Source organism: Bacteroides sp. AM54-2NS (genome assembly GCF_003602935.1).
Classification (GTDB): Bacteria; Bacteroidota; Bacteroidia; order Bacteroidales; family Bacteroidaceae; genus Bacteroides; species Bacteroides xylanisolvens.
Map to the genome: position 1 here is coordinate 202,349 of NZ_QTMZ01000005.1, position 23,320 is coordinate 225,668.

Here is a 23,320-nt window from a genome sequence, read left to right on the forward strand (position 1 = left end):
CCTTTGCCCTATGTTTGTTCCGTATTTCCTATTAACACTTGTTTTCATTTTACTCTATTGAATGATAATAATTCCCAAATGCATTATAAATAGATGGAAACTTGATTTGTTAATTGAGTTTTCTATATATCTTTGTTCCGTTTTTCCTTTGGAAATGAAAAGAAAACTGCATTTTAATAAAATAGAAAAACGGATGATGGCAGAGCATGGAAAAGACGCTTCCCAACGGGTAGAGTTAAGAGAACGGATCATAACGGCAGCAACAGAAGCTTTTACTTCAAAAGGCATCAAGAGTATTACGATGGACGATATTGCAGCAGCATTAGGAATATCCAAACGTACCCTCTATGAAGTCTTTTCGGATAAAGAATCGTTGTTGAAAGAATGTATACTGAAGGCACAGGCCGACAGAGATAAGTACTTGCAGAAAATCTTTGAACAGTCGCATAATGTGTTAGAGGTAATACTTGCAGTCTTTCAGAAAAGTATTGAGGTGTTCCATCAGACGAATAAACGCTTTTTTGAAGACATCAAGAAATATCCGAAAGTATATGAGATGATGAAGAACCGGCAGGACAGCGATTCGCAGAAAACGATGTCCTTCTTCAAGACGGGAGTAGAGCAGGGCATTTTTCGTCCGGATGTGAACTTCGCTATCGTTAATTTGCTGGTACGAGAGCAGTTTGACGTACTTCTGAATACGGATATCTGCAATGAATATCCTTTCATTGAAGTGTACGAATCCATCATGTTTACTTATATACGCGGCATCTCCACCGAAAAAGGAGCAAAGGTACTGGAAGACTTTATACAAGAATATCGTAAGAACCGCATCGCAGATTAGAGCAAGAGTGAGGTTTTATTGACAAACAAGTAAGATTAAATTAGAAATTCAGTTTATGAACAAGATGAAAAGATTGGCAGGTAAGAAGATTCTTCTGGTAGCTGTGGCACTCTGTGCATTTGGTTTTGCAAAGGCGCAGGACACACAGGCGGAGAAGAATATACTAACCTTAACCTTAGACAAAGCCCTGGAAATTGCATTGGATGAGAATCCGACAATAAAAGTGGCAGAAGAAGAAGTTGCATTAAAGAAAGTTGCCAGCAAAGAAGCCTGGCAAAGTCTGTTGCCGGAGGCTAGTATTGCCGGTTCAGTAGACCATACCATTAAAGCGGCTGAAATGAAACTGAACGATATGTCGTTCAAGATGGGACAAGACGGTTCGAATACCGCCAATGCGGGGTTGAGTATTAACCTGCCACTCTTTGTGCCGGGCGTTTATCGTGCCATGTCGATGACAAAGACGGATATTGAACTGGCAGTAGAGAAGTCACGCGCTTCCAAACTGGATCTCGTGAATCAGGTGAGCAAGGCTTATTATCAGTTGATGCTTGCGCAGGACAGCTATGAAGTGCTTCAAGGCAGTTATAAACTGGCAGAAGATAACTACAATGTGGTGAATGCCAAATATCAGCAGGGAACTGTGAGCGAATATGACAAGATTAGTGCGGAAGTGCAGATGCGCAGTATTAAACCGAACTTGATTTCGGCAGCTAATGCGGTGACTTTGGCTAAGTTGCAGTTGAAAGTCCTAATGGGGATCACAGCCGATGTGGAGATAAAGATTAACGATAGTCTGACCAACTATGAGACGGCCATGTTTGCCAACCAGTTGAGAGAAGAAAATGTAAATCTGGACAACAATACCACCATGAAGCAGTTGGACTTGAACATGAAGTTGCTTGAAAAGAACGTAAAGTCTTTAAAGACAAACTTTATGCCGACTCTTTCAATGAGTTTCTCCTATCAATATCAATCACTGTATAATCCGAATATCAATTTTTTCAATTACAACTGGAGCAACAGTTCCAGCCTGATGTTCAATCTTAGTATACCTTTATATAAGGCAAGTAACTTTACGAAAGTGAAATCCGCCCGTATACAGATGCGCCAGCTCGATTGGAACCGTATTGATACGGAAAGACAATTGAATATGCAGATTGTCAGTTGTCGCAATAACATGAGTGCCAGCACAGAACAGGTAGTCAGCAACAAGGAAAATGTGATGCAGGCAAAGAAAGCGGTAGTGATTGCCGAAAAACGTTATGATGTAGGTAAGGGCACGGTGCTCGAACTGAACAGTTCCCAAGTGTCACTGACACAGGCGCAACTCACCTATAATCAGTCCATATACGATTACCTGGTTGCTAAGGCAGACCTCGATCAGGTTCTGGGAAAAGAATAAAGATAGACAACTAAAAAATTACAATTAAGGAATATGAAAAGAAGTATCCAATTGGTAGCCCTGCTGTTAACTGTGTTTATGGGCTCATGTACAGGTGGAAAAGACAAAGCGGCTGCGGAACATGTGGACGCGAAGCCCATTGTGAAGCTGGCAGACGTAAAAGCCCGTCCCGTAGATCAAATACAAGATTACACAGCAACGGTGGAAGCCGAAGTAAAGAATAATATAGCTCCTTCGTCTCCCGTACGTATCGACCAGATTTTTGTGGAAGTGGGCGACCGCGTATCCAAAGGCCAGAAACTTGTGCAGATGGATGCAGCCAACCTGAAACAGACGAAGCTGCAACTAGATAATCAGGAAATAGAATTCAACCGTATCGACGAATTATATAAAGTGGGCGGTGCGTCCAAATCAGAGTGGGATGCTTCGAAGATGCAACTCGATGTGAAGCAAACCGCTTATAAGAATCTGCTGGAGAATACCTCTTTGCAAAGCCCTATCAATGGTGTGGTCACTGCACGCAACTATGATAATGGCGATATGTACAGCGGTGGAGAACCCGTACTTGTAGTAGAACAGATCACTCCGGTGAAACTCCTGATTAACGTGTCCGAAACCTACTTCACGAAAGTGAAAAAAGGTACTCCTGTCGACGTGAAACTCGATGTATATGGCGATGAAGTATTTACAGGAACCATCAATCTGATTTACCCTACCATAGATGCCACTACCCGTACATTCCAGGTAGAGATCAGACTGGATAATAAAGACCAGCGTGTGCGTCCGGGAATGTTTGCCCGTGCGACATTGAACTTCGGTACAGCAGAAAACGTCGTTGTTCCCGATTTGGCAATCGTTAAGCAGGCAGGTTCCGGCGACCGTTATGTATTCGTTTATAAAGACGGTAAAGTATCTTATAATAAGGTCGAACTGGGTAGACGCATGGGTACGGAGTATGAGTTGAAATCCGGTGTACCGGATAACTCACAGGTGGTAGTTGCCGGACAGTCACGTTTGGTGAACGGTATGGAAGTAGAGGTGGAAGCCTCTTCCCAGCCTTCTTCCAAATAAGAGGTGTTCAGTACCTTTCGCCCGATGCTTTTATTAATTAACCTGATTTCAAAACGATCTTCCGGCTCCCTCTTTTGGGGAGAGGAGCAGGGAGAGGCTTTTAAATAAAATAACATGAGTTTATACGAAGGTGCGGTTAAGAAACCGATTATGACCTCCCTCTGCTTCCTGGCAGTGGTGATTTTTGGTCTTTTCTCTTTGTCCAAGTTACCTATCGATTTGTATCCGGACATTGACACGAATACAATCATGGTAATGACCGCTTATCCCGGAGCAAGTGCTTCGGATATAGAAAATAATGTGACTCGCCCGCTCGAAAATACGTTGAACGCGGTGAGCAACCTGAAACATATTACCTCCCGTTCTTCCGAGAATATGTCATTGATTACATTGGAGTTCGAGTTTGGTAACGATATTGACGTTCTGACCAATGATGTGCGTGATAAACTCGACATGGTAAGTTCGCAGCTTCCCGATGATGTCGAGAATCCGATCATCTTCAAATTTAGTACGGACATGATTCCTATCGTGCTGCTTTCCGTACAGGCCAATGAAAGTCAGTCAGCGCTTTATAAGATATTGGACGACCGTGTGGTAAACCCGCTGGCGCGTATTCCGGGAGTCGGAACCGTGTCTATCAGTGGTGCGCCGCAACGTGAGATTCAGGTATATTGCGACCCCAATAAACTGGAAGCCTATCACCTGACCATCGAAACAATCAGTTCCATCATCGGCGCCGAGAACAAGAACATTCCCGGTGGTAACTTCGATATTGGTAGCGAAACATACGCGTTGCGTGTAGAAGGTGAGTTCGATGATTCCCGACAGTTGGCAGACGTAGTGGTAGGTACGCATAATGGGGCAAATGTCTTTTTGCGTGATGTAGCCCGAATCGTCGATACTGTGGAAGAACGTGCACAGGAAACCTATAACAATGGTGTGCAAGGTGCGATGATTGTTGTTCAGAAGCAGTCGGGAGCCAATTCGGTAGAAATCTCCAAGAAAGTGGCCGACGCATTGCCGAGGCTTCAGAAGAACCTGCCGAGTGACGTGAAGATTGGTGTCATTGTCGATACCTCCGACAACATTTTGAACACCATCGACAGTTTGACGGAAACCGTTGTTTATGCCTTGCTCTTCGTTGTCATCGTCGTGTTCCTTTTCCTGGGACGTTGGCGTGCAACATTGATTATCTGTATCACCATTCCGCTTTCGTTGATTGCCTCGTTCATTTACCTGGCTGTTAGTGGAAATACGATTAATATCATCTCGCTTTCGTCGCTTTCTATCGCTATCGGTATGGTGGTGGATGATGCGATTGTGGTACTTGAAAACGTAACGACCCATATCGAGCGTGGCTCCGATCCGAAACAGGCAGCCGTGCACGGAACAAATGAGGTGGCAATTTCTGTAATCGCTTCTACGCTGACTATGATTGCCGTGTTCTTCCCGTTGACAATGGTAAGCGGTATGTCCGGTGTGCTTTTCAAACAGTTGGGTTGGATGATGTGTGCCATCATGTTTATTTCTACGGTCGCCGCACTATCTTTAACTCCGATGCTCTGTTCCCAGTTGCTTCGTTTGCAGAAGAAACCGTCGAAGATGTTCAAGCTCTTCTTTACTCCGATAGAGAAAGCACTCGACGGGCTCGATACCTGGTATGCGAAGATGCTGAACTGGGCTGTACGTCATCGTCCGATTGTTATTGTGGGATGTATTGCTTTCTTCATTGTCAGTTTGCTGTGTGCAAAGGGCATCGGTACGGAGTTCTTCCCGGCACAGGATAATGCTCGTATTGCTGTACAGTTGGAGCTTCCGATCGGTACACGAAAAGAGATAGCGCAGGAACTTTCGGAGAAATTAACCAACCAATGGCTGACGAAGTATAAAGACATCATGAAAGTCTGCAACTACACCGTTGGTCAGGCTGACTCCGATAATACTTGGGCATCTATGCAGGACAACGGTTCGCATATTATCTCGTTCAACATCAGTTTGGTGGATCCGGGCGATCGTGATATCACTTTGGAAGCAGTCTGTGATGAGATGCGTGAAGATTTGAAAGCCTATCCGGAATTCAGTAAAGCACAGGTAATTCTCGGTGGTAGTAACACGGGTATGTCCGCACAGGCAAGTGCCGACTTTGAGGTTTACGGATATGACATGACAATGACCGATAGCGTAGCAGCCCGTCTGAAACGTGAATTGCTGAAAGTAAAAGGCGTGACCGAGGTAAACATCAGCCGTAGTGACTACCAGCCGGAATATCAAGTAGACTTTGACCGTGAAAAACTGGCAATGCATGGCTTGAATCTTTCAACAGCCGGTAACTATCTACGTAATCGTGTCAATGGTGCAGTAGCGTCTAAATATCGTGAAGATGGAGATGAGTATGATATCAAAGTGCGTTATGCGCCTGAATTCCGTACAAGTCTGGAAAGTCTCGAAAATATTCTCATTTACAATGCGCAAGGACAATCCGTTCGTGTGAAAGATGTCGGAAAGGTAGTCGAACGTTTCGCGCCTCCTACTATTGAACGTAAAGACCGCGAACGTATTGTAACCGTTTCCGCAGTAATCTCCGGTGCTCCGTTGGGCGACGTAGTAGCTGCCGGTAATAAGGTGATAGATAAAATGGATCTTCCGGGAGATGTCACCATTCAGATTTCCGGTTCATACGAAGACCAGCAGGATTCGTTCCGCGATTTGGGAACACTTGCCATCCTGATTGTTGTGCTCGTATTTATCGTGATGGCGGCACAGTTCGAGTCACTGACTTATCCGTTCATCATCATGTTCTCCCTGCCGTTTGCGTTCAGTGGTGTCTTGATGGCGTTATTCTTTACGGGTAGCACGTTAAGTGTCATGAGTTTGTTGGGAGGTATCATGTTGATTGGTATTGTGGTGAAGAACGGTATTGTGCTTATCGACTACATCACTCTTTGTCGAGAGCGCGGACTGGCAGTCCTGAACTCTGTGGTAACAGCAGGTAAGAGCCGTCTCCGTCCGGTACTGATGACTACTGCCACTACCGTTCTCGGTATGATTCCGATGGCTATCGGTGGCGGTCAGGGTTCTGAAATGTGGAGCCCGATGGCGATTGCCGTAATCGGTGGTCTGACAGTATCTACTGTTTTGACGTTGATTCTGATTCCTACGCTGTATTGTGTATTCGCAGGAACAGGTATCAAGAATCGTCGTCGTAAACTCCGTCGTCAACGTGAATTGGATGTTTACTTCCAGGCGAATAAAGACAGTATTATTAAGAAATAATAAAGAAAGAATATGAAATCAGTATTGATAACATTCGATCAGGCTTATTACGAGCGAATCATGGCGTTACTCGACCGTTTGGGATGCCGTGGTTTTACGTACCTCGAAAAAGTACAGGGACGTGGTTCAAAGACAGGCGATCCGCATTTCGGAAGCCATGCCTGGCCAAGTATGTGTTCGGCTATCCTGACGGTAGTCGATGACAGCAAAGTCGATCCGTTGCTCGACACCTTGCATAAGATGGACTTGGAAACGGAGCAATTAGGCTTGCGGGCATTTGTGTGGAACATTGAACGGACTATCTGACCGATGTCCGGCATGTAAATAAGTAAAAAGGGAGAATCTCATAAATAATGTAGATTCTCCCTTCTTTTTTATTGCTTTTCTCTATCTTTGCAGCCTGAAAATGTCCGGCACCGATGAAGGCCTCCTCCGGCACCGATGAGGAGATGGTTCGGCACCGAGGAAGAGGTAGCTCGGCACCGGGTAAAAACAAGAACTAAAATAGTGCCTATATCTACTTGTAAAGATGGAGATAATAAAGAATTATTTGAAATATTCGTTGTGGTTCGTACTGATTGTGTTTGCAGTCTTACTCGGGCTTCATTGGCTTCCGGCGCTGACTATTGACGGGCACACGATGAGGCGTGTAGACCTTTTGAGCGACCTTCGTTATCCGGAATCAGAGACTGCCGCAGCTGATTCGGACAGCATCCCTTTGCCTCCTGTTGTAAAACCTGCCTTTGTAGATACCTGTCGTACAGGTATGACTTGCATTGAAGATTACAGTGATTCCACTCTCCGGGGGATGACTCCTTTTTATAAAGCACTCGACCGTGTCTCTTCCGATGACTCCGATGACAAACAGGTGCGTATTGCCGTATTCGGAGATTCCTTTATCGAAGCGGATATCTTTACGGCTGACTTACGCGAAATGCTTCAGAAACAATTCGGCGGTTGTGGTGTAGGTTTTGTAACCATCACTTCTATGACAAGCGGTTACCGCCCTACGGTGCGACATACGTTTGGCGGATGGTCCAGTCATGCGGTAACAGACAGCGTCTATTTCGATAAGAAGAAACAAGGCATATCCGGTCATTATTTCGTTCCCCGCAACGGAGCTTATGTAGAACTGCGCGGGCAAAATAAATATGCCTCCCTGCTCGATACTTGCCAGCGTGCCTCCATCTTCTTCCATAACAGAGACTCCGTTCTCCTTTCTGCCCGTGTGAACAAAGGAGAAAACAAGAATTATTCATTAGGCCCTTCCGACGGATTGCAGCAAATCCAGGTAGACGGGCGCATTGGCTCTATCCGTTGGACAGTAGACCGTGCAGATTCTACATTGTTCTATGGTTTGGCAATGGATGGAAAGAAAGGAATCATTCTCGACAACTTCTCGTTGCGTGGCAGTTCCGGTCTTTCTCTGCGGGGCATTCCTCCACAGATGTTGAAACAGTTTAACCGTCAACGTCCTTACGACCTCATTATCCTCGAATATGGTTTGAATGTAGCTACCGAACGGGGACGCAATTATGATAACTATCAAAAAGGACTGCTCACAGCTATCGAGCATTTGAAAGAATGTTTCCCACAAGCAGGAATCTTGTTGTTGAGCGTCGGCGACCGTGATTCTAAAAACGAGAACGGCGAACTTCGTACCATGCCCGGTGTGAAGAATCTGATTCGTTATCAGCAGAACATTGCAGCCGAAAGCGGCATCGCCTTTTGGAATATGTTTGAAGCAATGGGCGGAGAAGGCAGCATGGCAAAACTGGTGCATGCCAAACCTTCTATGGCAAATTACGATTATACGCATATAAACTTCCGTGGCGGCAAGCATTTGGCGGGACTACTTTATGAAACGATGATTTATGGTAAGGAACAATATGACAGGAGGCGTGCTTATGAGCAAGAATAATCTGCAGTCTGTCTTTATTCTTATTCTCGCCGGTATGTTGAGTGTTCCTTGTTTCCTTGCAGAAGCAATCGCGCAAGACCGTATCCCTGCATGTCCTCCACTGGGAAAGACCGCAAAACTTATAAAGCCCTTACGGGAAATGAACTGGGCAAATGATACGATCACTGTACAAATATCCTTCCCTTCAGCTTTCCGCGAAACCGGTCGGAATGAGATTATTGATAGTATCGCTCTGCTGGCTCCCGTCTTCGAACATCTCCGTCAGGTGCGTGCCGGACTCTCCGAAGATACAGTCCGTATCGTTCATATTGGCGACAGCCATGTACGTGGGCATATCTACCCTCAAACCACCGGTACCCGTTTGACAGAAACTTTCGGTGCTGTTTCTTATATAGATAAAGGCGTCAACGGAGCTACTTGCCTTACCTTTACCCATCCGGATCGTATTGCCGAAATTGCCGCCCTGAAGCCCGAACTGTTGATTCTCTCTTTCGGAACCAATGAAAGCCATAACCGGCGTTATAATATAAATGTGCACTACAATCAGATGGATGAACTGGTGAAACTGTTGCACGACAGTCTTCCTAACGTACCTATTCTTCTGACTACCCCTCCCGGTTCTTATGAAAGTTTCCGGCAACGAAGGCGTAGACGCACGTATGCCATCAATCCACGTACAGCGACAGCAGCGGAAACCATTCGTCGTTATGCAAAAGACCATCGTCTGCTCGTGTGGGATATGTACGATGTAGTCGGAGGGAAGCGCCGTGCCTGCACGAACTGGACAGACGCCAAACTGATGCGCCCCGATCATGTACATTATTTACCCGAAGGATACATCCTGCAAGGAAATTTATTATACCAAGCACTTATCAAAGCATATAATGACTATGTTTCCCATTGATATAGATTTCAGTAGACTGAAAGAGGTACTTACCTACGATCCGCAAGCGCCAATGATATTCAGCAGCGGTATCTTTCTTTGGTTGTTCGCTGCTTTCATGGTGGTGTATGTGTTGTTACAACGCAAATATACCGCCCGTATCATGTTTGTTACTCTCTTCTCCTATTATTTTTACTATAAGAGTAGCGGCACCTATTTTTTTCTGCTTGCCATAGTCACCGTTGCCGACTTCTTCCTTGCGCAACTTATGGATCGTGCAGAGGGTTATTGGAAACGTAAAGGATTGGTCGCTTTGAGTTTGGGAGTTAATTTAGGACTTCTTGTCTATTTCAAATATACCAATTTTCTGGGTGGAGTGATTGCGTCATTGATGGGAGGAAAATTTACCGCTCTCGATATATTCCTGCCGGTCGGCATCTCCTTTTTTACTTTCCAGTCGTTAAGCTACACCATTGATGTTTACCGAAGAGACATAAAACCATTGACCAATCTTTTGGACTATGCCTTCTACGTATCTTTCTTCCCCCAGTTGGTGGCAGGACCTATCGTTCGTGCCCGCGACTTTATTCCGCAAATCCGGAAACCCCTATTCGTCTCGCAGGAAATGTTCGGACGCGGAATTTTTCTGATCGTTTCCGGTCTTTTCAAAAAAGCCATCATATCCGATTATATCAGTATCAACTTTGTGGAACGTATTTTTGACAATCCTACTCTCTATTCCGGTGTTGAGAATCTGATGGGAGTCTATGGTTATGCTTTGCAAATTTACTGTGACTTTTCCGGATATAGCGACATGGCTATCGGTATCGCCTTATTATTAGGCTTCCATTTCAATCTCAACTTTAATTCTCCTTATAAGTCGGCCTCTATCACGGAGTTTTGGCGGCGTTGGCATATCTCTTTATCCAGTTGGCTAAAAGATTATTTATACATTTCTCTGGGAGGAAACCGAAAAGGTAAATTCCGACAATACCTCAACCTGATAATTACCATGTTTATTGGTGGTTTGTGGCATGGCGCCTCCTGGAACTTCGTTCTTTGGGGAACCTTTCATGGAGTAGCTTTGGCATTACATAAAATGTGGATGTCTATCACCGGGCGTAAGAAAGGAGAGGAAAGTCACGGCTGGCGACGTGTGTTCGGAGTAATTATTACTTTCCATTTCGTATGTTTCTGCTGGATATTCTTCCGCAATGCCGATTTCCAGAATTCAATGGATATGCTGGGACAGATATTCACCACTTTCCGTCCGCAACTGTTCCCGCAATTACTAGAAGGATATTGGAAAGTGTTTGCGTTGATATTGCTTGGCTTCCTGCTTCATTTTGCTCCCGATAGTTGGGAAAATGCAGTTTGTCGAGGAGTGATCCGTTTGCCTTTCGTAGGAAAAGCTGTTTTGATGGTAGCTTTGATTTATCTGGTTATTCAGATGAAGAGTTCGGAGATTCAGCCGTTCATATATTTCCAATTCTAATTAGTTGAATTTACTTTTGTACATTGGTTTAAAACCAAGAATCCGTTTCTCACCGAGAAACAAGTGTTTCCACACCGAGGAAACTACAGTTTCTCGGTGAGGAACAAATTGTTGGTTAAAATGCGGAAATGAAGTTTCCAATAAGTTTCTCTAATAAATCTACCCCTGCACTGTTGTATGGCAAAGGTAGACTTATTAGAGAAATTATAGAATATCGATTGGCTTTGCTGTTGCTAATTCAACGGAATGTCTTTGATGCAACGTAGCCGATTTCTATCTGTAGAGGTTTTATTAGCACCTTCGTATATAGTAAGACCATAATTTACATCAATAAGACCACTCGTGGCTTTGTCTAGAGAGTATGAAGTAGAACTTTGTTCTGTGGAACTCCAATATCCATTACTGAGATAATTCGCCGCTTTTGCCTCGTATAACTTCTGAAAACCTGTTTCTGAAGAAAACTGTTCTAATTCGTGAGCGAATACTAAAATCATGGATAATTCTCGACTATTGGGTACGCGCCAACTTCCGGGCTCGTCTTTCCCGCTCTTACCTTTATAGGCATAACATCCGGTATTCATTGCTTTTGATGGGATATTCCAGCCTTGACTATTGGCAGTATTGAGTCTTCCGTTCGCTTCAGCCCAAGTCATTGTGATACTATTGGATTGTGGAGTACCTTCAGTGTCTTGAAGTATACTGCTTGCAGAGTTACTTTTCGTGTCGCCATCATTATATACGTCTGTAGGTGATACGATAAATCTTGGTGAAGAAAAAGAGGACACTAAAGTTTGGAGTGTGACGGTAGTAGTAGTCTTACTCGGCGGATAATTTTTTCTTCCGCGGAAAACTTTTTTACCTAATGGTTGGGAAGCATCTTTTTGAGGGTTCTCCGGGTCATATTCCGTACCTTTTGTAGAATAACTGTATAGGTCCAGTTCCTCATATAGCTCGGTTTTCCCTTCTGCAGTGGTTCTATCTGTGATTCCGTAAGGCAGAGTTGATAAATCTATCAGGCATAGGTGTCTCCATTGTCTATATATGTGGTTACTTTGGTTCCTGTTTTTCTTTCTGGAGGAACAGGTATGTCTCTGACACAACGAACCCATTTCCAACTGTTTTTACCTGTGTTGCTGGAATACCAGCCTCCCCCCTCCATCATCCAACCGGTAGCTAGGGTTGCATTACGTTCCAATGCTAATGCGTTCGGGGCATCATAAATAATAGTTCCTGCGGAGGTCAGTATCCCGAATGCCTGATATGTGGATGGCAAATACCATTCAAATTCATTCTTTTCAGGATCATCCGGTAGATAATCTATCACACCGTTTCCGTTTTTATCTCTGTTTAAATCATGACAGAATCTTGCCTGGAAACTATTATAGTAATTATATTGATATAAATCTATATTACCATTGATTTTCCGCATAGGTGGAATGATGCTTTCTTGCCCATTATTAACAACATAGTTCTTAGGGTTTGTTGCTAAATTGAATGTTGCTTGCTTGCCGTTCATAAAACTGCGGTAGTTTGTCTCGGGATCTTCTCCTTCCTTCCATACATAATTGGTCATGACATTATAATATCCGGAGTACATGTAGAATGCTGTTGCTATTTCATCGTCAATTTGGAAATTATTCTCATTAAATGCATCAATGATGAGTCCCTCTGTGTATTGTCCATTCTCTATTTCACCGCCAAATAGACCGACATAATGTCCTTGTTTTTGCTTAATGGTATACTTCCCTTCTCGTTTTTGGGAGGTTCCTTCAGCGGTAATATCTTCGGTCGTTACTTTTACATAGAGAGTTCGTTCAGATACGAAATTGGTCGGCAGGTAGTTTGTAGCAGCATTATAAACCTTGTTTCTATCGAATTCGGGGTCTGTAATCACTCCATTCTCGTCAGTGATATACTCGTCTGCATATAGGTATAGTTTGAACCGTGTCGGTACGAAAATATTAGTTTCTATCTGGTTTGTGAGCACATTTGCGCCACCATTACGTACCACCTCCGTATAATTGGGGTATGCTGACAGTTGAAGCCAGTTTTCCGTTGCAGAGTTCATGTTGGCTAATTGCGTACATTGTGCATCCTTATAAATGCCGACAGTCACCTTACGCCCTTGTGCATAGATGATAACAGGCCGCCATCCGTAGTGAGCGTCAAAATATACATTGGTTTTTCCGGTTATTGTTCCAGTTCCGCTTCCGCTGCTTGTGGGATAGGAAGAGGATGAAAGATAAACTTTCTGGACGGCTGTGTAGGAGCGGATACGTCCGTCATTAAGATCTACAGAATTGATGATTGTTCGAAGATCATAGTAGCTGTTTATTTCCACATCGAAATTGTTTGTGTTGTTATTTCCAACGTATATCTGGTGAACTGTATAGAGCTTTCGGTCACTTTTAGAATATGACCACGCTTCGATATTTGTGCCGGCTTCGGGTGCTTTTCCCGATCCGTCAGTCACTTTCCGATATCTGTCTCTTTCTGATACTATATCTGATATGGTTCCTTGTTTATTTTGCGCAACATACCATTGCGATGTGAAGAAACCATCCGTGTCCTTGTCCGCATCCCCGAAAGCATTGTCGCTTTCCAGGTCTGCCATCGGGATATTGTCTATTACGTCTTTATCTGCTGATGCGGGATTGATACACAGTTTGGTTGGTACTTTGAGCAGTCTCATGCCTTCAAGCGTGTTTTCCGTGACATCGAATTTGTGCTTCAGTGTGATGCGTGATACCAGACGTTTGACTTCTATGCCACCGGAGAAACCATCAGGTGTGCCGTAAACAATCTCACCGTTGTCGCTATTTCCTGTTTTATTTACGCTGATACCTTTCGCGGCTCCGGCGTATGGGATTTCGCTCTCATTGGTTATCCGCGAATAATAGAGTCCGTTTCTGTTGTCGACATAGTCCAGTTGCAGGTTTTCAAGTTCCTTGATAGTCCGTACTTCCATCAGATTGCTCGCTACGGTTACTTTTTTGCCAAGTGCTACAATGTAGAGTGTCTGGTCAGTACCTACACGTAGCGTGACGTTTAATAGAGCCATTTCGTTTACCATCGTCACCTGGTCGGATACTTGCTGGGGCGAACCATGTATGGAGCCGTCACTATGAAACTGAAATAACCACAGATTATATAGCTCTGCCACCTCACCCGACCGCGTTTTTGTCAGAGACGCCTCTTTGAAGAATTCTACAGAGAAAGCATTATCAGTGGACATACTTCTCGATTGTAGTTCCTGCGGACTCGAAGCCGGAGGTATCTTAAAGCTAAGTTCTACTTTTACGCTTTCGCCTTCTTCTCCATTGCGGGAGGATGACAAAAGTTCTTCTCTGACACATGAGGTCAGAGTCATTATTGCCATTACTATGATTATGCTTGTTATTCTATTTCTCATTGTCACTCATTATTTTGGTAATAAGAATCTGATGTTATCTCGCGATATCCCAAACCGTCTTTTTCGTTCATGTATACATGAAATACCAGTCCGATAACATCCGGCGTATCATTAGGGAGGATGTTCAGTACCACGTCATATTCACGTTGGATTGCATTTATAGTGGTGGCGATTGTGCTTTCTTCACCACGGGAAGTACCAAGATAGGTATATCGAACTTTAAGTTCAGCCCCTACAGGCATAGGTACGTCATCAGGAGTGAGTTCAATATGTATGGTATACTTGCCTCCCTCTTTTTTAATTCTATTATTATCTTCCAGATTATTGATACTTAGTTTTCCGCTGATGCTATATCCATTCTGTTTTATAGTGAAATAATAAGTATTCTCTTCACCGGTGAAGTGCATGGAAGTGAATTTTACTCCAAAAGTGCGGCTTTCGTTTCTTGATGCTCTGCGCGCAATGTATGCTTTGGGAGTCTGGGTATAAGAACCTTCGATTTCGTGCATAACTCCTGCGGCTAAAGGTGTGAATGAGAAGTCTTCGAAATTCATGGAAGTTCCTACGTGGGCTCCGCTCTGGATAAGTTCCATTTTCCAGTATGGCACGTTGCTGTCTATATAGAAAGGAAGTCCGTTGACGGCTGCCCCCTTATAGTCTACGGAAGTAGGAGGATTGATTGTTATACGAGCTTCAGGAATGCTGTTTCTTACGCAACGAACGGTATATCCTTGTCCGGGAGCGGCTGCGCCGAGCGCTGCTGCTGTCGGATTCCGGCTGTCGAAGGAGAATGCCTTGTTGCTTTCCGTGCTCCAATAGTTTCCGTTGTAATTATGGGAGGAAACCAGCACTCCGCTTTCATTGCGGTACTTGACGTTGGGTATCAGCAGTTCATGAAAAGAACGGTATCCATTATCATTTTTACTTTCTGCCCCGTTGGCTGCCTTCATCAATATGGCATATTCGGTAGAATTGGCCATGTGCCACTGTTGGTTGTCTACCTTCCCTTCCGCACCTATCTGATGAGGGGATAATGCTGCCAGACGGCAGGGATCTCCCTTACCCTGTGCTACCAGTTCGAGCGTATTCCCTGACGGGATATTGCTCGCATCCGTGATATAAGGGACATCATCCCAGTTACCGATACCCGTCACATTGAAATCTCCGGGATACCAGATTACATCGTTGGTCGTTTCAACAGCCGTCGGGGCAGTGAACTCCTGCTCTGTAGTAGCCGTAGCATCATTACCGGTAGCTATCAGGCTGCCGTATTTGAACAGGGCATCGTGGTAGGCGTCGCCTTTATATACTTTAAGTATGCCGGAATAAGCCGTGTAGTCACTCCACACATTGACATTCTTGTTGAAGTCCGCCTCCCGGTCACTCACGATGACCAGTCCTTCTACCGGAGCCCAATTAACCGCGATATTGTACAGTTTGACAGGTTCAATCACCACATAGATGCCTTTGCTGCCTATTTGCTTAATTGTAGCATACACATTGTAATTGGTATTACGAAGGAGCCTGAAATTAGCATCTCCTTCACGAAGCAGTATCTTGTACGTAGTGGGTATGCCCCCGTAGGTTGCGTTGATAAATATATAAGCGGCATAATCTGGGTCGGCGGCTTTTGTCTCGTCGTCTGCTCCATCCTTATAGAACGATTTTTCCGCAATAATGGCGGTAGGAAAGGGGTGGTACTGTTTGCTGTTGTACACCTTGTCTCCCCCGGATGCGGAAATGGTCATTTCGGGACCGTTGAAGAGATTCAGATTGGTATTGTCGGTATCCTGTTGGTCTATCAGATAACTGTAACGCGGTATATTGCTAACCTGCACGTTGCTGATTTTTATTTCTTCCGTCACCGCATCGTCCTGTCGCAAAAACACGGATACTTGCGACATCACGCGGGGCATATCGATGCTTGCGGTTGTGGATGCTGTCGTGAAATCACCTTTGTATCTGCCGCCTTCCGAATTGTATACGGGGCGCAGTTGCGCCACTCCTTGTCCGGACGTCGTTCCCGGTTGAATCTTTATCTCTCCCAGATTGGCCAACGGCATATTGCCGGAGGTCAGCGCGCTGCTTTGCCAGTCGAATCCGGCGCCGTCGATATCCGTACGCTTCGTCACGGCATTCAGTTTCTCCGTCAGTTCGGGCGTCTCGTTGATGATGGCGGCGAAAGAATATACTCCCGGGCTGACAGCAAGATTGAACAACCCGCTGTCGTCAACGTTCAGCGTCCCGTTGGAAGTGGTATAATTATTTAATAATGTCTCATTCTGAAAGAGCATGAAACGCACTTTCTCTATGGTCACTCCCTCCACCACGCTGCCGGTAAGGGCTTTGGTCTTTATCTGTACGGTCACTTTCTCCGCTTCAGGCAGGTTCATCACAGCGGATTCTTTGGCGCAGCCCGACAGGAGCGCGGCCGCGGCCAATGCCAGTATTCTATATCTTATTCTCATTTTCATATCCTATTCAGCAGGTTTTACGTTCACAATTTCCCATTCTCCGATAAAGATTCTGATGTTCAGGTTAGCGCCGATGCGTACTTCCACCGGATGTTCGTATATCCGGTCGAAATCGCTCTGCGATTGGTAGATATACGCTCCCGTGTCGGGGTTGCGTGCCTTGAACAGCATACTGACGATGTCAATCGGCTGTTCCGGAATCCTGCGTCCGCCGGGTGTCTCGATATATAAAAGCACCGGGCGGTCCATTGTCAGCCGCAATACCTTGATGTCGGCAGAGAGCGTGTTCGCGTCCATCAATGTCTTGAATGGAGAGTAGCGGACGGAGCGGGTGTACCCGTCAAATGTGTTGTCGGACTTATACCTCTCGTCGGTAGCAACCGCCCACAGTTTGAAGTCCGTATCCCGGTTCGCGGCGTGCGTGTCCCGGACTTCCGGCGTGAGATGTTCCAGTCCGCTTAAAGTGACTTTCAGTAGGTTGGTGTTGCGGATCAGTTCGATGCGGCGTGCGGTGACCACGCTGTTTTTAACTTCCACGGTTTCATAGGTATACATATCGCTTTGGGGATGGCGGGAGCCTGCCGCGCCATACCACAGGTCGTTTATCTCCTCTGCTTCCGGAACAAGTTCTTCGGGCAGTCCGGATGCGTCCGGCATTTTAAGAACATATAGAGGTCGTCCGCCATTGTCGCTCCCAGCGTGACGTCTTTCCTTAAATTATGGCTTGCCGGATTTTTCATTTCTCCATGAAAATAAGTAGTGTTGTCTTTCTGCCCGTTATCCGCCCATGATATAATTCTGTATTTTCCCGGCGGCACTTTATCCAGATTCATCACATACTCGTCAGAGAGCTTTCCCCACGGGTTCGGTTTTGACACCGTCTGTATCTGTCCGTTTTGCAGGTAACTATATTCCAGTTTGTCTCCGTTGTCTGTCGCGTGGAGTTGAAGTATGCCCTCCGTGTCAAACAGGTACACGTGAATCCGCCGCACCTTTTCGCCGAAGAGATTGCCGTTGCCGGTATGATGGGTGAAGTAGAAATCGAGTCTGAGTCCCGAAAAGCAATCTTCCGTGTTCTCTTTGGTGCATCCTGCGAAAAGAGATGCAGTAATCAGGAGTATTCCTATGAAATATGTTTTATTCATTCTTTCTTTTATTTTCTCCGGTTAAAGTTCTACTTCCAAGTCTTTGTCTCTCCACTTGGAGACACGAAGCCCGAGTGCTAGATCTGCGCCTTCAGGTTCGGGCACGTGAGACGTCTGATCGAAATCTTTGATGATGGGATCTGACTCCGTCACTTTATCGCCATCGGTAATGCGAACGTCCAAACCCAATGACCATGGGGTGATAACGACATCATCAAGGTCGAGGGAATAGCAATACCCCGGCTTAAATGCGTTGATAATTTCATTATTACTTTTGTCGCTGAATGCCCTGACCGTCAGCCAGCGTTTTATCTTATCGGTACTAAAGCCCATAATCAGATGAGGCATTCCGTCTTTGATTTGTTGCAAAGTAGCGTCTGCCGCCACCGATTGGGGAAAAAGATGAAAAGCGTTCACCTTTGTAGTCTCTGATGTTCTTGCGTCATACATATTGGACTGCTGTCCTCCTTTCTTGTATTCAGCAAAACCTGTGGTCATGTTCCAGTCGGAGATACCATCGTTTGTATTCTTTATGATAGTGGCGGCGTTGAGGCTCGGCTTGAAATAATTCATATAAAAATAGAATCCGGTTGGCGTGCTGTTGATATCGAAGCCGTCGGGGAAGGGCGACCGGATGAGCCGGACACGATAGGAATAGATAGCGGCAGCGGTAGCGTCCGTTCCGTATTTCTTCCTGAAATTCTCCCGCGCGCCTGCTTCGGCTACGGTGATATCGGCTTCGGTGAAGTTCTTGATTTTGTCTCTGCCTGCGGTTCCGTCCGTCCAGTCGAATGAAGCGCCTGTGGTTGCAGGGTTGGTGACCACGATTTCGCCCGGTATGATTTCAAACCGGCTCAATACGGGAGCCACTTCCACGATGGCTTTCACCTTGACGGAGAAAGGGTCCGATTCCTCGGGGATGACGATAATTTCTTTGGTAACTCCTTCGTAAGGAATCTCTGTCCGGTTCATGGTAGGGGCGGGCGGGTCGTCCTGGCTGCTCACCTGTAATTGGTTGATAAGCGGATTCTCCTCTTTAAACCGGTTTATCGTCACTTTCACGTATTGGGTTGTTACCGGAATCTTGGGTATGGAGAGTCTTGCCAACTTTCCGGTGGCGGTATTCCTGATGCCAGCAATCTCTGCATCGGTGGCTGTATAGGTGAATATGGGGGCGGCTTCAAGAGATTTATATAAATCGACTTTCAGCGTTTTTACCTCTGTGAAAGGCAATACATATCCCTCTCCGTCGTTGCCGGTGATAGGGGCATCTACGGCTCTGGTGGAGACGCTGCCTAACGATAAATTAATTTGTAGCTCGATACCGGAGTCTTCCGGCGAAGAAACGCGGCTCTCCTGGCTACAACCTGTCAGTATGGCAATCAACCCTACGAAAAAGACTTTTCTCATAATTCTGCATCAAAAAATGAATCTCATACTAACCGTTACAGGGTGCGGTTATCACCCGTTGCCGTTATTCTTTCCGGGGGAAGGGAGACGGCTTTGTGAAGGGAAGTGGTAATCAGCCACGTCCCCCCTTTTTTTATGCGTCGTTTAACGTCCGGTAATGGTCGTAATTACCACTCGGGTTTCACGTTGACAATAGTCCACTCGGTGATCTTGACAAGAACGTCGAGGTCTTTGCCTACCGGTTCCGGATTCGGGTCTGTCGGGTCTACGGGTTCCGGTATTTCAGGACCTGGTATATCGTTGTTAGTGGTAACTTTCAGCTTGGCGGAATATTGATTGATATTAATATCGGTGGCATTCAGTACGTATACTTTGCCGGCGTCGAAAGAGGTAATCAATACATCCGCAGCTTTCAATGCACGGATTGTCAGCCATCGGGGGGCGGTTGCACCGTTTGCTTTAGTGGTAAGTTTCAGAACGAAGTGCGGCATACTTGTTTTTACATCGGTGGTGCTGGCACCTGTGCCGTTTGTCGCTGTTTGAGGGAATAAATTGTATGCGATAACTTTGTCTGCTTCTACAGTGGTATCGAACATTTTTTCCATATCGCCACCTATTTTATATTTTTCCTTAGCAGCATCGTTCCAGTTGCCTGCACCGTCGTTGGCATTTAAGACTAAATCTCCATCTTTGGTGAGAGGTATATTATTCATATAATATTCGTCAATACTTTCAATCGTGTATGCGTCATCGTATGCATACGCGACGGTGTATTTGAAGCTCCATGTCGAAGGATCCGCAGTTCCCGGATTCGCTTTTCTCCACGCTTCTTGAGCGGCCTTTTCTGCCGCTGTAATTGTAGCATCGCTTACATGGCTTTAGCCTGGTCTTTTGTTCCGTCTGCAACTCCGCTTGGTAGTATACCGCTTGCCGAACTATTCACCTTAATGTCTGATGCCTTGCCGTGAAACTCGAAACGTGACAATACAGGCGCCACTGAAACTTCGACACTGTAAAGGTCGTTCGTATTGTCGCCTATTCTTTCCCCTTCTGGTGTTTTCAATGTGATATCTTTAGGTGTACCACGATATTCCATCTTCGTGTATCCTATCTGCAAGTCATTGATGTCGGCAGCGTTCTTATCAACGTTCATATAAACGTTCACTTTAGTCGTAGCGCTGGGAATGTTGCTAATATTAACGGGTTTGCGGCCTGCAGCAGTGGCAGTCTGGTCGTCACCTTTTGCCGTAGCTACCTGCTCGGGTGTGAAATCATACGTGCCGAGCGAAGCATTGGATGCGTTGAAGTACTCGATGGTAATGTTTTGAATATTGTTTCTGACCGCTGTTATTGCTGTGGTCACTTCGTCATCGCTCATTCTCGTTTTAGGAGTAGCGACATCAAAAGAAAAATCGAGTGATTTCAGGTTCGTTGTTTCTTGGGTCACCTCGTTGTTCTCATTGGAACAAGCGGAGAGAGTGGCGGCGAATAAAGCCATGAAAATAATTTTCTTCATTGTTTTTATAAATAAAATGTTTAATAATTGCGTCAGCTTTTGCTTTAGCTTTTGTTTTGCCCGTTTGATAGTTTGGTCCCTAAACAAACTATAGGTGAATGCTTACCTGTAGGAGGTTGTTTTTTGTTATGCTTTCCTGTTTTTTAAAAGTGTTTATAAATCAGTTATTTATCTCTGTTGTTAATCTTTGTTGTTTATCTCTGCTGTTTTTTCTTTGACTGTTGTTGCCTGATAAGAATGGTATTCTCCTGTTTCTTTGTCATTTCTGCCAGATTTTGTTTGGCTTCCGGCAGTCCGGTTTCCGTTGCTTTGTTCAGGTGTGATGCTGCTTTGTCATAGTTGCCGCAAAGCATTTCCAGTACTCCCATTGTGTTGTGGTATTCGGGGATATCGAGTGATTTTTCTATTTTATTCAAATATCGCTTGGCGTAGACCGTATCTTTGCGTGACAACGCGGCTGCTGCTGCATTCAGATTGGCGGTCACGTCGTCGGGATATAGCTTCACGGCAGTTTCGAACAGGTCGATAAACTCTTGTGATCCCTTTTCGTAGGTGTTGGCAACAAGGAACATCTCATTCAAGCTAAGGTTTTGCGGACGGCTTTTGAATACCTCTTTAGCCTGTTCGATGCTGAAATTTCTGACGTCAAAGTCAATCTTACAAATCGCTTTGCGAAGCAAGGGGCAGAACTCCGGATGATGTATCTGTATGGCTCGCCGCCTTTCAGATTCATCAATGTTTTTTTGCGCCTCACTTGGTCAGCGTAGCCACATTCGGCCGGGAAAGACCCGATGAACTCCAATACTTCTTTACGATACGGCATTTGGGATGCCTCTACACATTCTTTGAGTCCGTCCCAGTTCTCACCCCCGAAAGCGACTTGGTATAAACTCCGCGGATAATCGAATCGTGAAGCCAAATAACCGGTCAGTGCTTTGGCCCGGCCTTCGGACAACCGTTGATTGTTGGACAGCAAGCCTTCCGGTGAAGCGTAACCGATTACGTTAATCGCGCGGACTGTGACGTCCGGGTCGTCTTTTATCTCGGCAACGAGGTCGGTGACTTTCTTCAGTTCCTGCGGATTATTCATGTAATCGGGGCGGATATCGGTCTTGTTTACAACGAAATCCAGAAAAGCCTCGCTGATGATTTCGCGTCTTTTTACCGGTTCGACGACAGGTTGCACGTATGCCATGCTGGGAGTTATTTCGTACGGCTCTATTATTTTCTCTAGCGTTATACGGTTGGCAAGCATGGTGATGCCTATCCTCCGCGCAGGATTGCCGCAGCCGCAAAGGTCTTCATACATATCCAGCTTTGCGTCCGCCATCCACGGATTGTATTTCACGGCTACGCTGTATGCAATTGTTTTTGCGTTCCCCGATTTGAATCCGGGGACGACTGCATACGGAGCTTCTGCGGCATACGCCGTTTTTTCCCGGTTACTCATCAAGGCGGTTTCCCGTCGGTACACGTTATAGTTTTCACGTCCTTTGACGACTACTTCGGGCAGGTCCAGTCTGTCGCCTGCCGCTACCAGAGTGGGAATCAGGCTGATCGAACGACGTGAATCTACGTTTACCCCGGAAATGTCGAAAGAGAGTTTCACGTACACTGAATCCCCTTCTTGTTGCAGGGACAGCGCCGTGACGTGTATTTTCCCGGAATACTCTTTTTGCTGTGCTGATGTGTTCGTGCAGAACAACAACACGATGACGAATAGCATATATTGTCTTTTCATGTTTGTTTGTCTATTTAAGGTAATATATCAGTGATATTCCTGCTTTCGTAGGACCGAAATAATTTCTGCTTTCTGTTCCGATCTTTTCGCCGCACTTTTGGCATTTGTACTTGTCATAGTGCAAGCGTGCATATCCGATTCCTAGATTGGCTTCAATACTCCATCGTATGCCTAGAAAGAAGTTGTAGCCGTATGAAATTCCCCCTCCGTAGCCATAGCCTTCGAAGCGGTATTCTTTAGAACCTTTCCCGAATATGAGTGGCAAATCCTGTTGCGCAATATTATATTGGCTACCGAGAACGTGCACTCCGAGAAAGTGGCCGGAGAAGCGTTGGCATAGCCAGTAACGATATTCTATTTCGCCTAGCCAGTGGACTAGTTTTTTGTTGTTTTCAGCCGTTCCGTCAAGATTCCAGGGATTATAGCCGCCGCCTAAATCGAGTGTGCTTCTTTTACCCAAACCTATTTCAAGACTAAGATTCGGGGTATAGGTATAACCTCCGTAAAGTAAATTTGTTTTTATGGCTATATCCTGCGCTCTCGAGTATGAAACGAGGAGGGTTAGGATGAGGAGGGTGAAAATACTTCTTATTTTCATTATATTTACTTGTTGATTATTTTTGTATGTGTGTTTTTAAGTTTGTACTATTTGCCAGTTTGTTTCGTTAATTGAAAAAAATGTAATATCTGCCTATTCTTTCTCTTCAAAAGAGACGGAATAAAACTTGTATTA

Annotated in this window: 19 protein-coding genes; 8 read left to right on the plus strand and 11 right to left on the minus strand. The window is 45.3% G+C overall.

What is annotated here, in order from left to right; all coding sequences use genetic code 11:
- Nucleotides 1-193 precede the first annotated feature (193 nt).
- The 8 genes from DXA05_RS05155 to DXA05_RS05195 all read left to right on the plus strand — a co-directional run bounded on the left by DXA05_RS05155 (nucleotide 194) and on the right by DXA05_RS05195 (nucleotide 10,889).
- Nucleotides 194-844: a TetR/AcrR family transcriptional regulator gene (locus tag DXA05_RS05155; RefSeq protein ID WP_008023025.1), complete on the plus strand. Its 651-nt coding sequence runs from the start codon at nucleotides 194-196 to the stop codon at nucleotides 842-844.
- 55 nt (nucleotides 845-899) lie between these two features.
- Nucleotides 900-2,246 carry a TolC family protein gene (locus DXA05_RS05160; RefSeq protein ID WP_074707571.1) on the plus strand — a complete coding sequence of 449 codons (1,347 nt, stop codon included), beginning with the start codon at nucleotides 900-902 and terminating at the stop codon, nucleotides 2,244-2,246.
- 33 nt (nucleotides 2,247-2,279) lie between these two features.
- Nucleotides 2,280-3,317 (plus strand): efflux RND transporter periplasmic adaptor subunit, encoded by a 1,038-nt coding sequence (locus DXA05_RS05165; protein WP_008023021.1) that lies wholly within the window; start codon nucleotides 2,280-2,282, stop codon nucleotides 3,315-3,317.
- A 114-nt stretch (nucleotides 3,318-3,431) separates the two neighbouring features.
- Nucleotides 3,432-6,590 (plus strand): efflux RND transporter permease subunit, encoded by a 3,159-nt coding sequence (locus DXA05_RS05170; protein ID WP_128858871.1) that lies wholly within the window; start codon nucleotides 3,432-3,434, stop codon nucleotides 6,588-6,590.
- A gap of 12 nt (nucleotides 6,591-6,602) precedes the next feature.
- A complete protein-coding gene (locus tag DXA05_RS05175) occupies nucleotides 6,603-6,896 on the plus strand; it encodes a PG0541 family transporter-associated protein (RefSeq protein ID WP_049701227.1) in 294 nt (97 codons plus the stop codon).
- 223 nt (nucleotides 6,897-7,119) lie between these two features.
- Nucleotides 7,120-8,511, plus strand: coding sequence for an SGNH/GDSL hydrolase family protein (locus DXA05_RS05185; protein ID WP_008023016.1), 1,392 nt, complete (start codon nucleotides 7,120-7,122; stop codon nucleotides 8,509-8,511).
- On the plus strand, nucleotides 8,465-9,415 hold the full coding sequence (locus tag DXA05_RS05190) for an SGNH/GDSL hydrolase family protein (protein WP_074707569.1): 951 nt from the start codon (nucleotides 8,465-8,467) through the stop codon (nucleotides 9,413-9,415). Before DXA05_RS05185 ends, DXA05_RS05190 begins: the two co-directional genes overlap by 47 nt.
- On the plus strand, nucleotides 9,402-10,889 hold the full coding sequence (locus DXA05_RS05195) for an MBOAT family protein (RefSeq protein WP_128858873.1): 1,488 nt from the start codon (nucleotides 9,402-9,404) through the stop codon (nucleotides 10,887-10,889). Before DXA05_RS05190 ends, DXA05_RS05195 begins: the two co-directional genes overlap by 14 nt.
- A 233-nt stretch (nucleotides 10,890-11,122) precedes the next feature.
- Here the strand turns inward: DXA05_RS05195 and DXA05_RS27105 are convergent, their stop codons facing one another.
- The 11 genes from DXA05_RS27105 to DXA05_RS05230 form a co-directional block, all read right to left on the minus strand.
- Complete coding sequence (locus tag DXA05_RS27105; protein WP_284515429.1) at nucleotides 11,123-11,998, minus strand: hypothetical protein; 876 nt, start codon at nucleotides 11,996-11,998, stop codon at nucleotides 11,123-11,125.
- Entirely contained in the window at nucleotides 11,902-14,301 is a 2,400-nt protein-coding gene (locus tag DXA05_RS05200) for a DUF4906 domain-containing protein (protein WP_284515430.1), read from the minus strand. The genes DXA05_RS27105 and DXA05_RS05200 overlap by 97 nt, the downstream gene beginning before the upstream one ends.
- A 2-nt stretch (nucleotides 14,302-14,303) precedes the next feature.
- Nucleotides 14,304-16,769, minus strand: coding sequence for a DUF4906 domain-containing protein (locus DXA05_RS05205; protein ID WP_258999386.1), 2,466 nt, complete (start codon nucleotides 16,767-16,769; stop codon nucleotides 14,304-14,306).
- 9 nt (nucleotides 16,770-16,778) lie between these two features.
- Nucleotides 16,779-17,294, minus strand: coding sequence for a FimB/Mfa2 family fimbrial subunit (locus DXA05_RS27110; RefSeq protein WP_347812586.1), 516 nt, complete (start codon nucleotides 17,292-17,294; stop codon nucleotides 16,779-16,781).
- Between the two features lie 83 nt (nucleotides 17,295-17,377).
- Nucleotides 17,378-17,920, minus strand: coding sequence for a FimB/Mfa2 family fimbrial subunit (locus DXA05_RS27115; RefSeq protein WP_284515431.1), 543 nt, complete (start codon nucleotides 17,918-17,920; stop codon nucleotides 17,378-17,380).
- Nucleotides 17,921-17,941: 21 nt separating this feature from the next.
- Nucleotides 17,942-19,330 (minus strand): hypothetical protein, encoded by a 1,389-nt coding sequence (locus tag DXA05_RS05215; protein WP_004313479.1) that lies wholly within the window; start codon nucleotides 19,328-19,330, stop codon nucleotides 17,942-17,944.
- A 167-nt stretch (nucleotides 19,331-19,497) separates the two neighbouring features.
- The gene (locus tag DXA05_RS27120; protein WP_284515432.1) at nucleotides 19,498-20,043 is read right to left on the minus strand and encodes a hypothetical protein; all 546 of its coding nucleotides are present in this window, start codon (nucleotides 20,041-20,043) and stop codon (nucleotides 19,498-19,500) included.
- A 155-nt stretch (nucleotides 20,044-20,198) separates the two neighbouring features.
- Nucleotides 20,199-20,846 carry a lipoprotein gene (locus DXA05_RS27125; RefSeq protein ID WP_284515433.1) on the minus strand — a complete coding sequence of 216 codons (648 nt, stop codon included), beginning with the start codon at nucleotides 20,844-20,846 and terminating at the stop codon, nucleotides 20,199-20,201.
- Nucleotides 20,847-21,040: 194 nt separating this feature from the next.
- Entirely contained in the window at nucleotides 21,041-21,427 is a 387-nt protein-coding gene (locus DXA05_RS27130) for a hypothetical protein (protein ID WP_284515434.1), read from the minus strand.
- Nucleotides 21,424-22,587, minus strand: coding sequence for a DUF3868 domain-containing protein (locus DXA05_RS05225; protein ID WP_284515435.1), 1,164 nt, complete (start codon nucleotides 22,585-22,587; stop codon nucleotides 21,424-21,426). Before DXA05_RS05225 ends, DXA05_RS27130 begins: the two co-directional genes overlap by 4 nt.
- A gap of 10 nt (nucleotides 22,588-22,597) precedes the next feature.
- The gene (locus DXA05_RS05230; RefSeq protein ID WP_004313482.1) at nucleotides 22,598-23,185 is read right to left on the minus strand and encodes a DUF3575 domain-containing protein; all 588 of its coding nucleotides are present in this window, start codon (nucleotides 23,183-23,185) and stop codon (nucleotides 22,598-22,600) included.
- Between the last annotated feature and the right edge of the window lie 135 nt (nucleotides 23,186-23,320).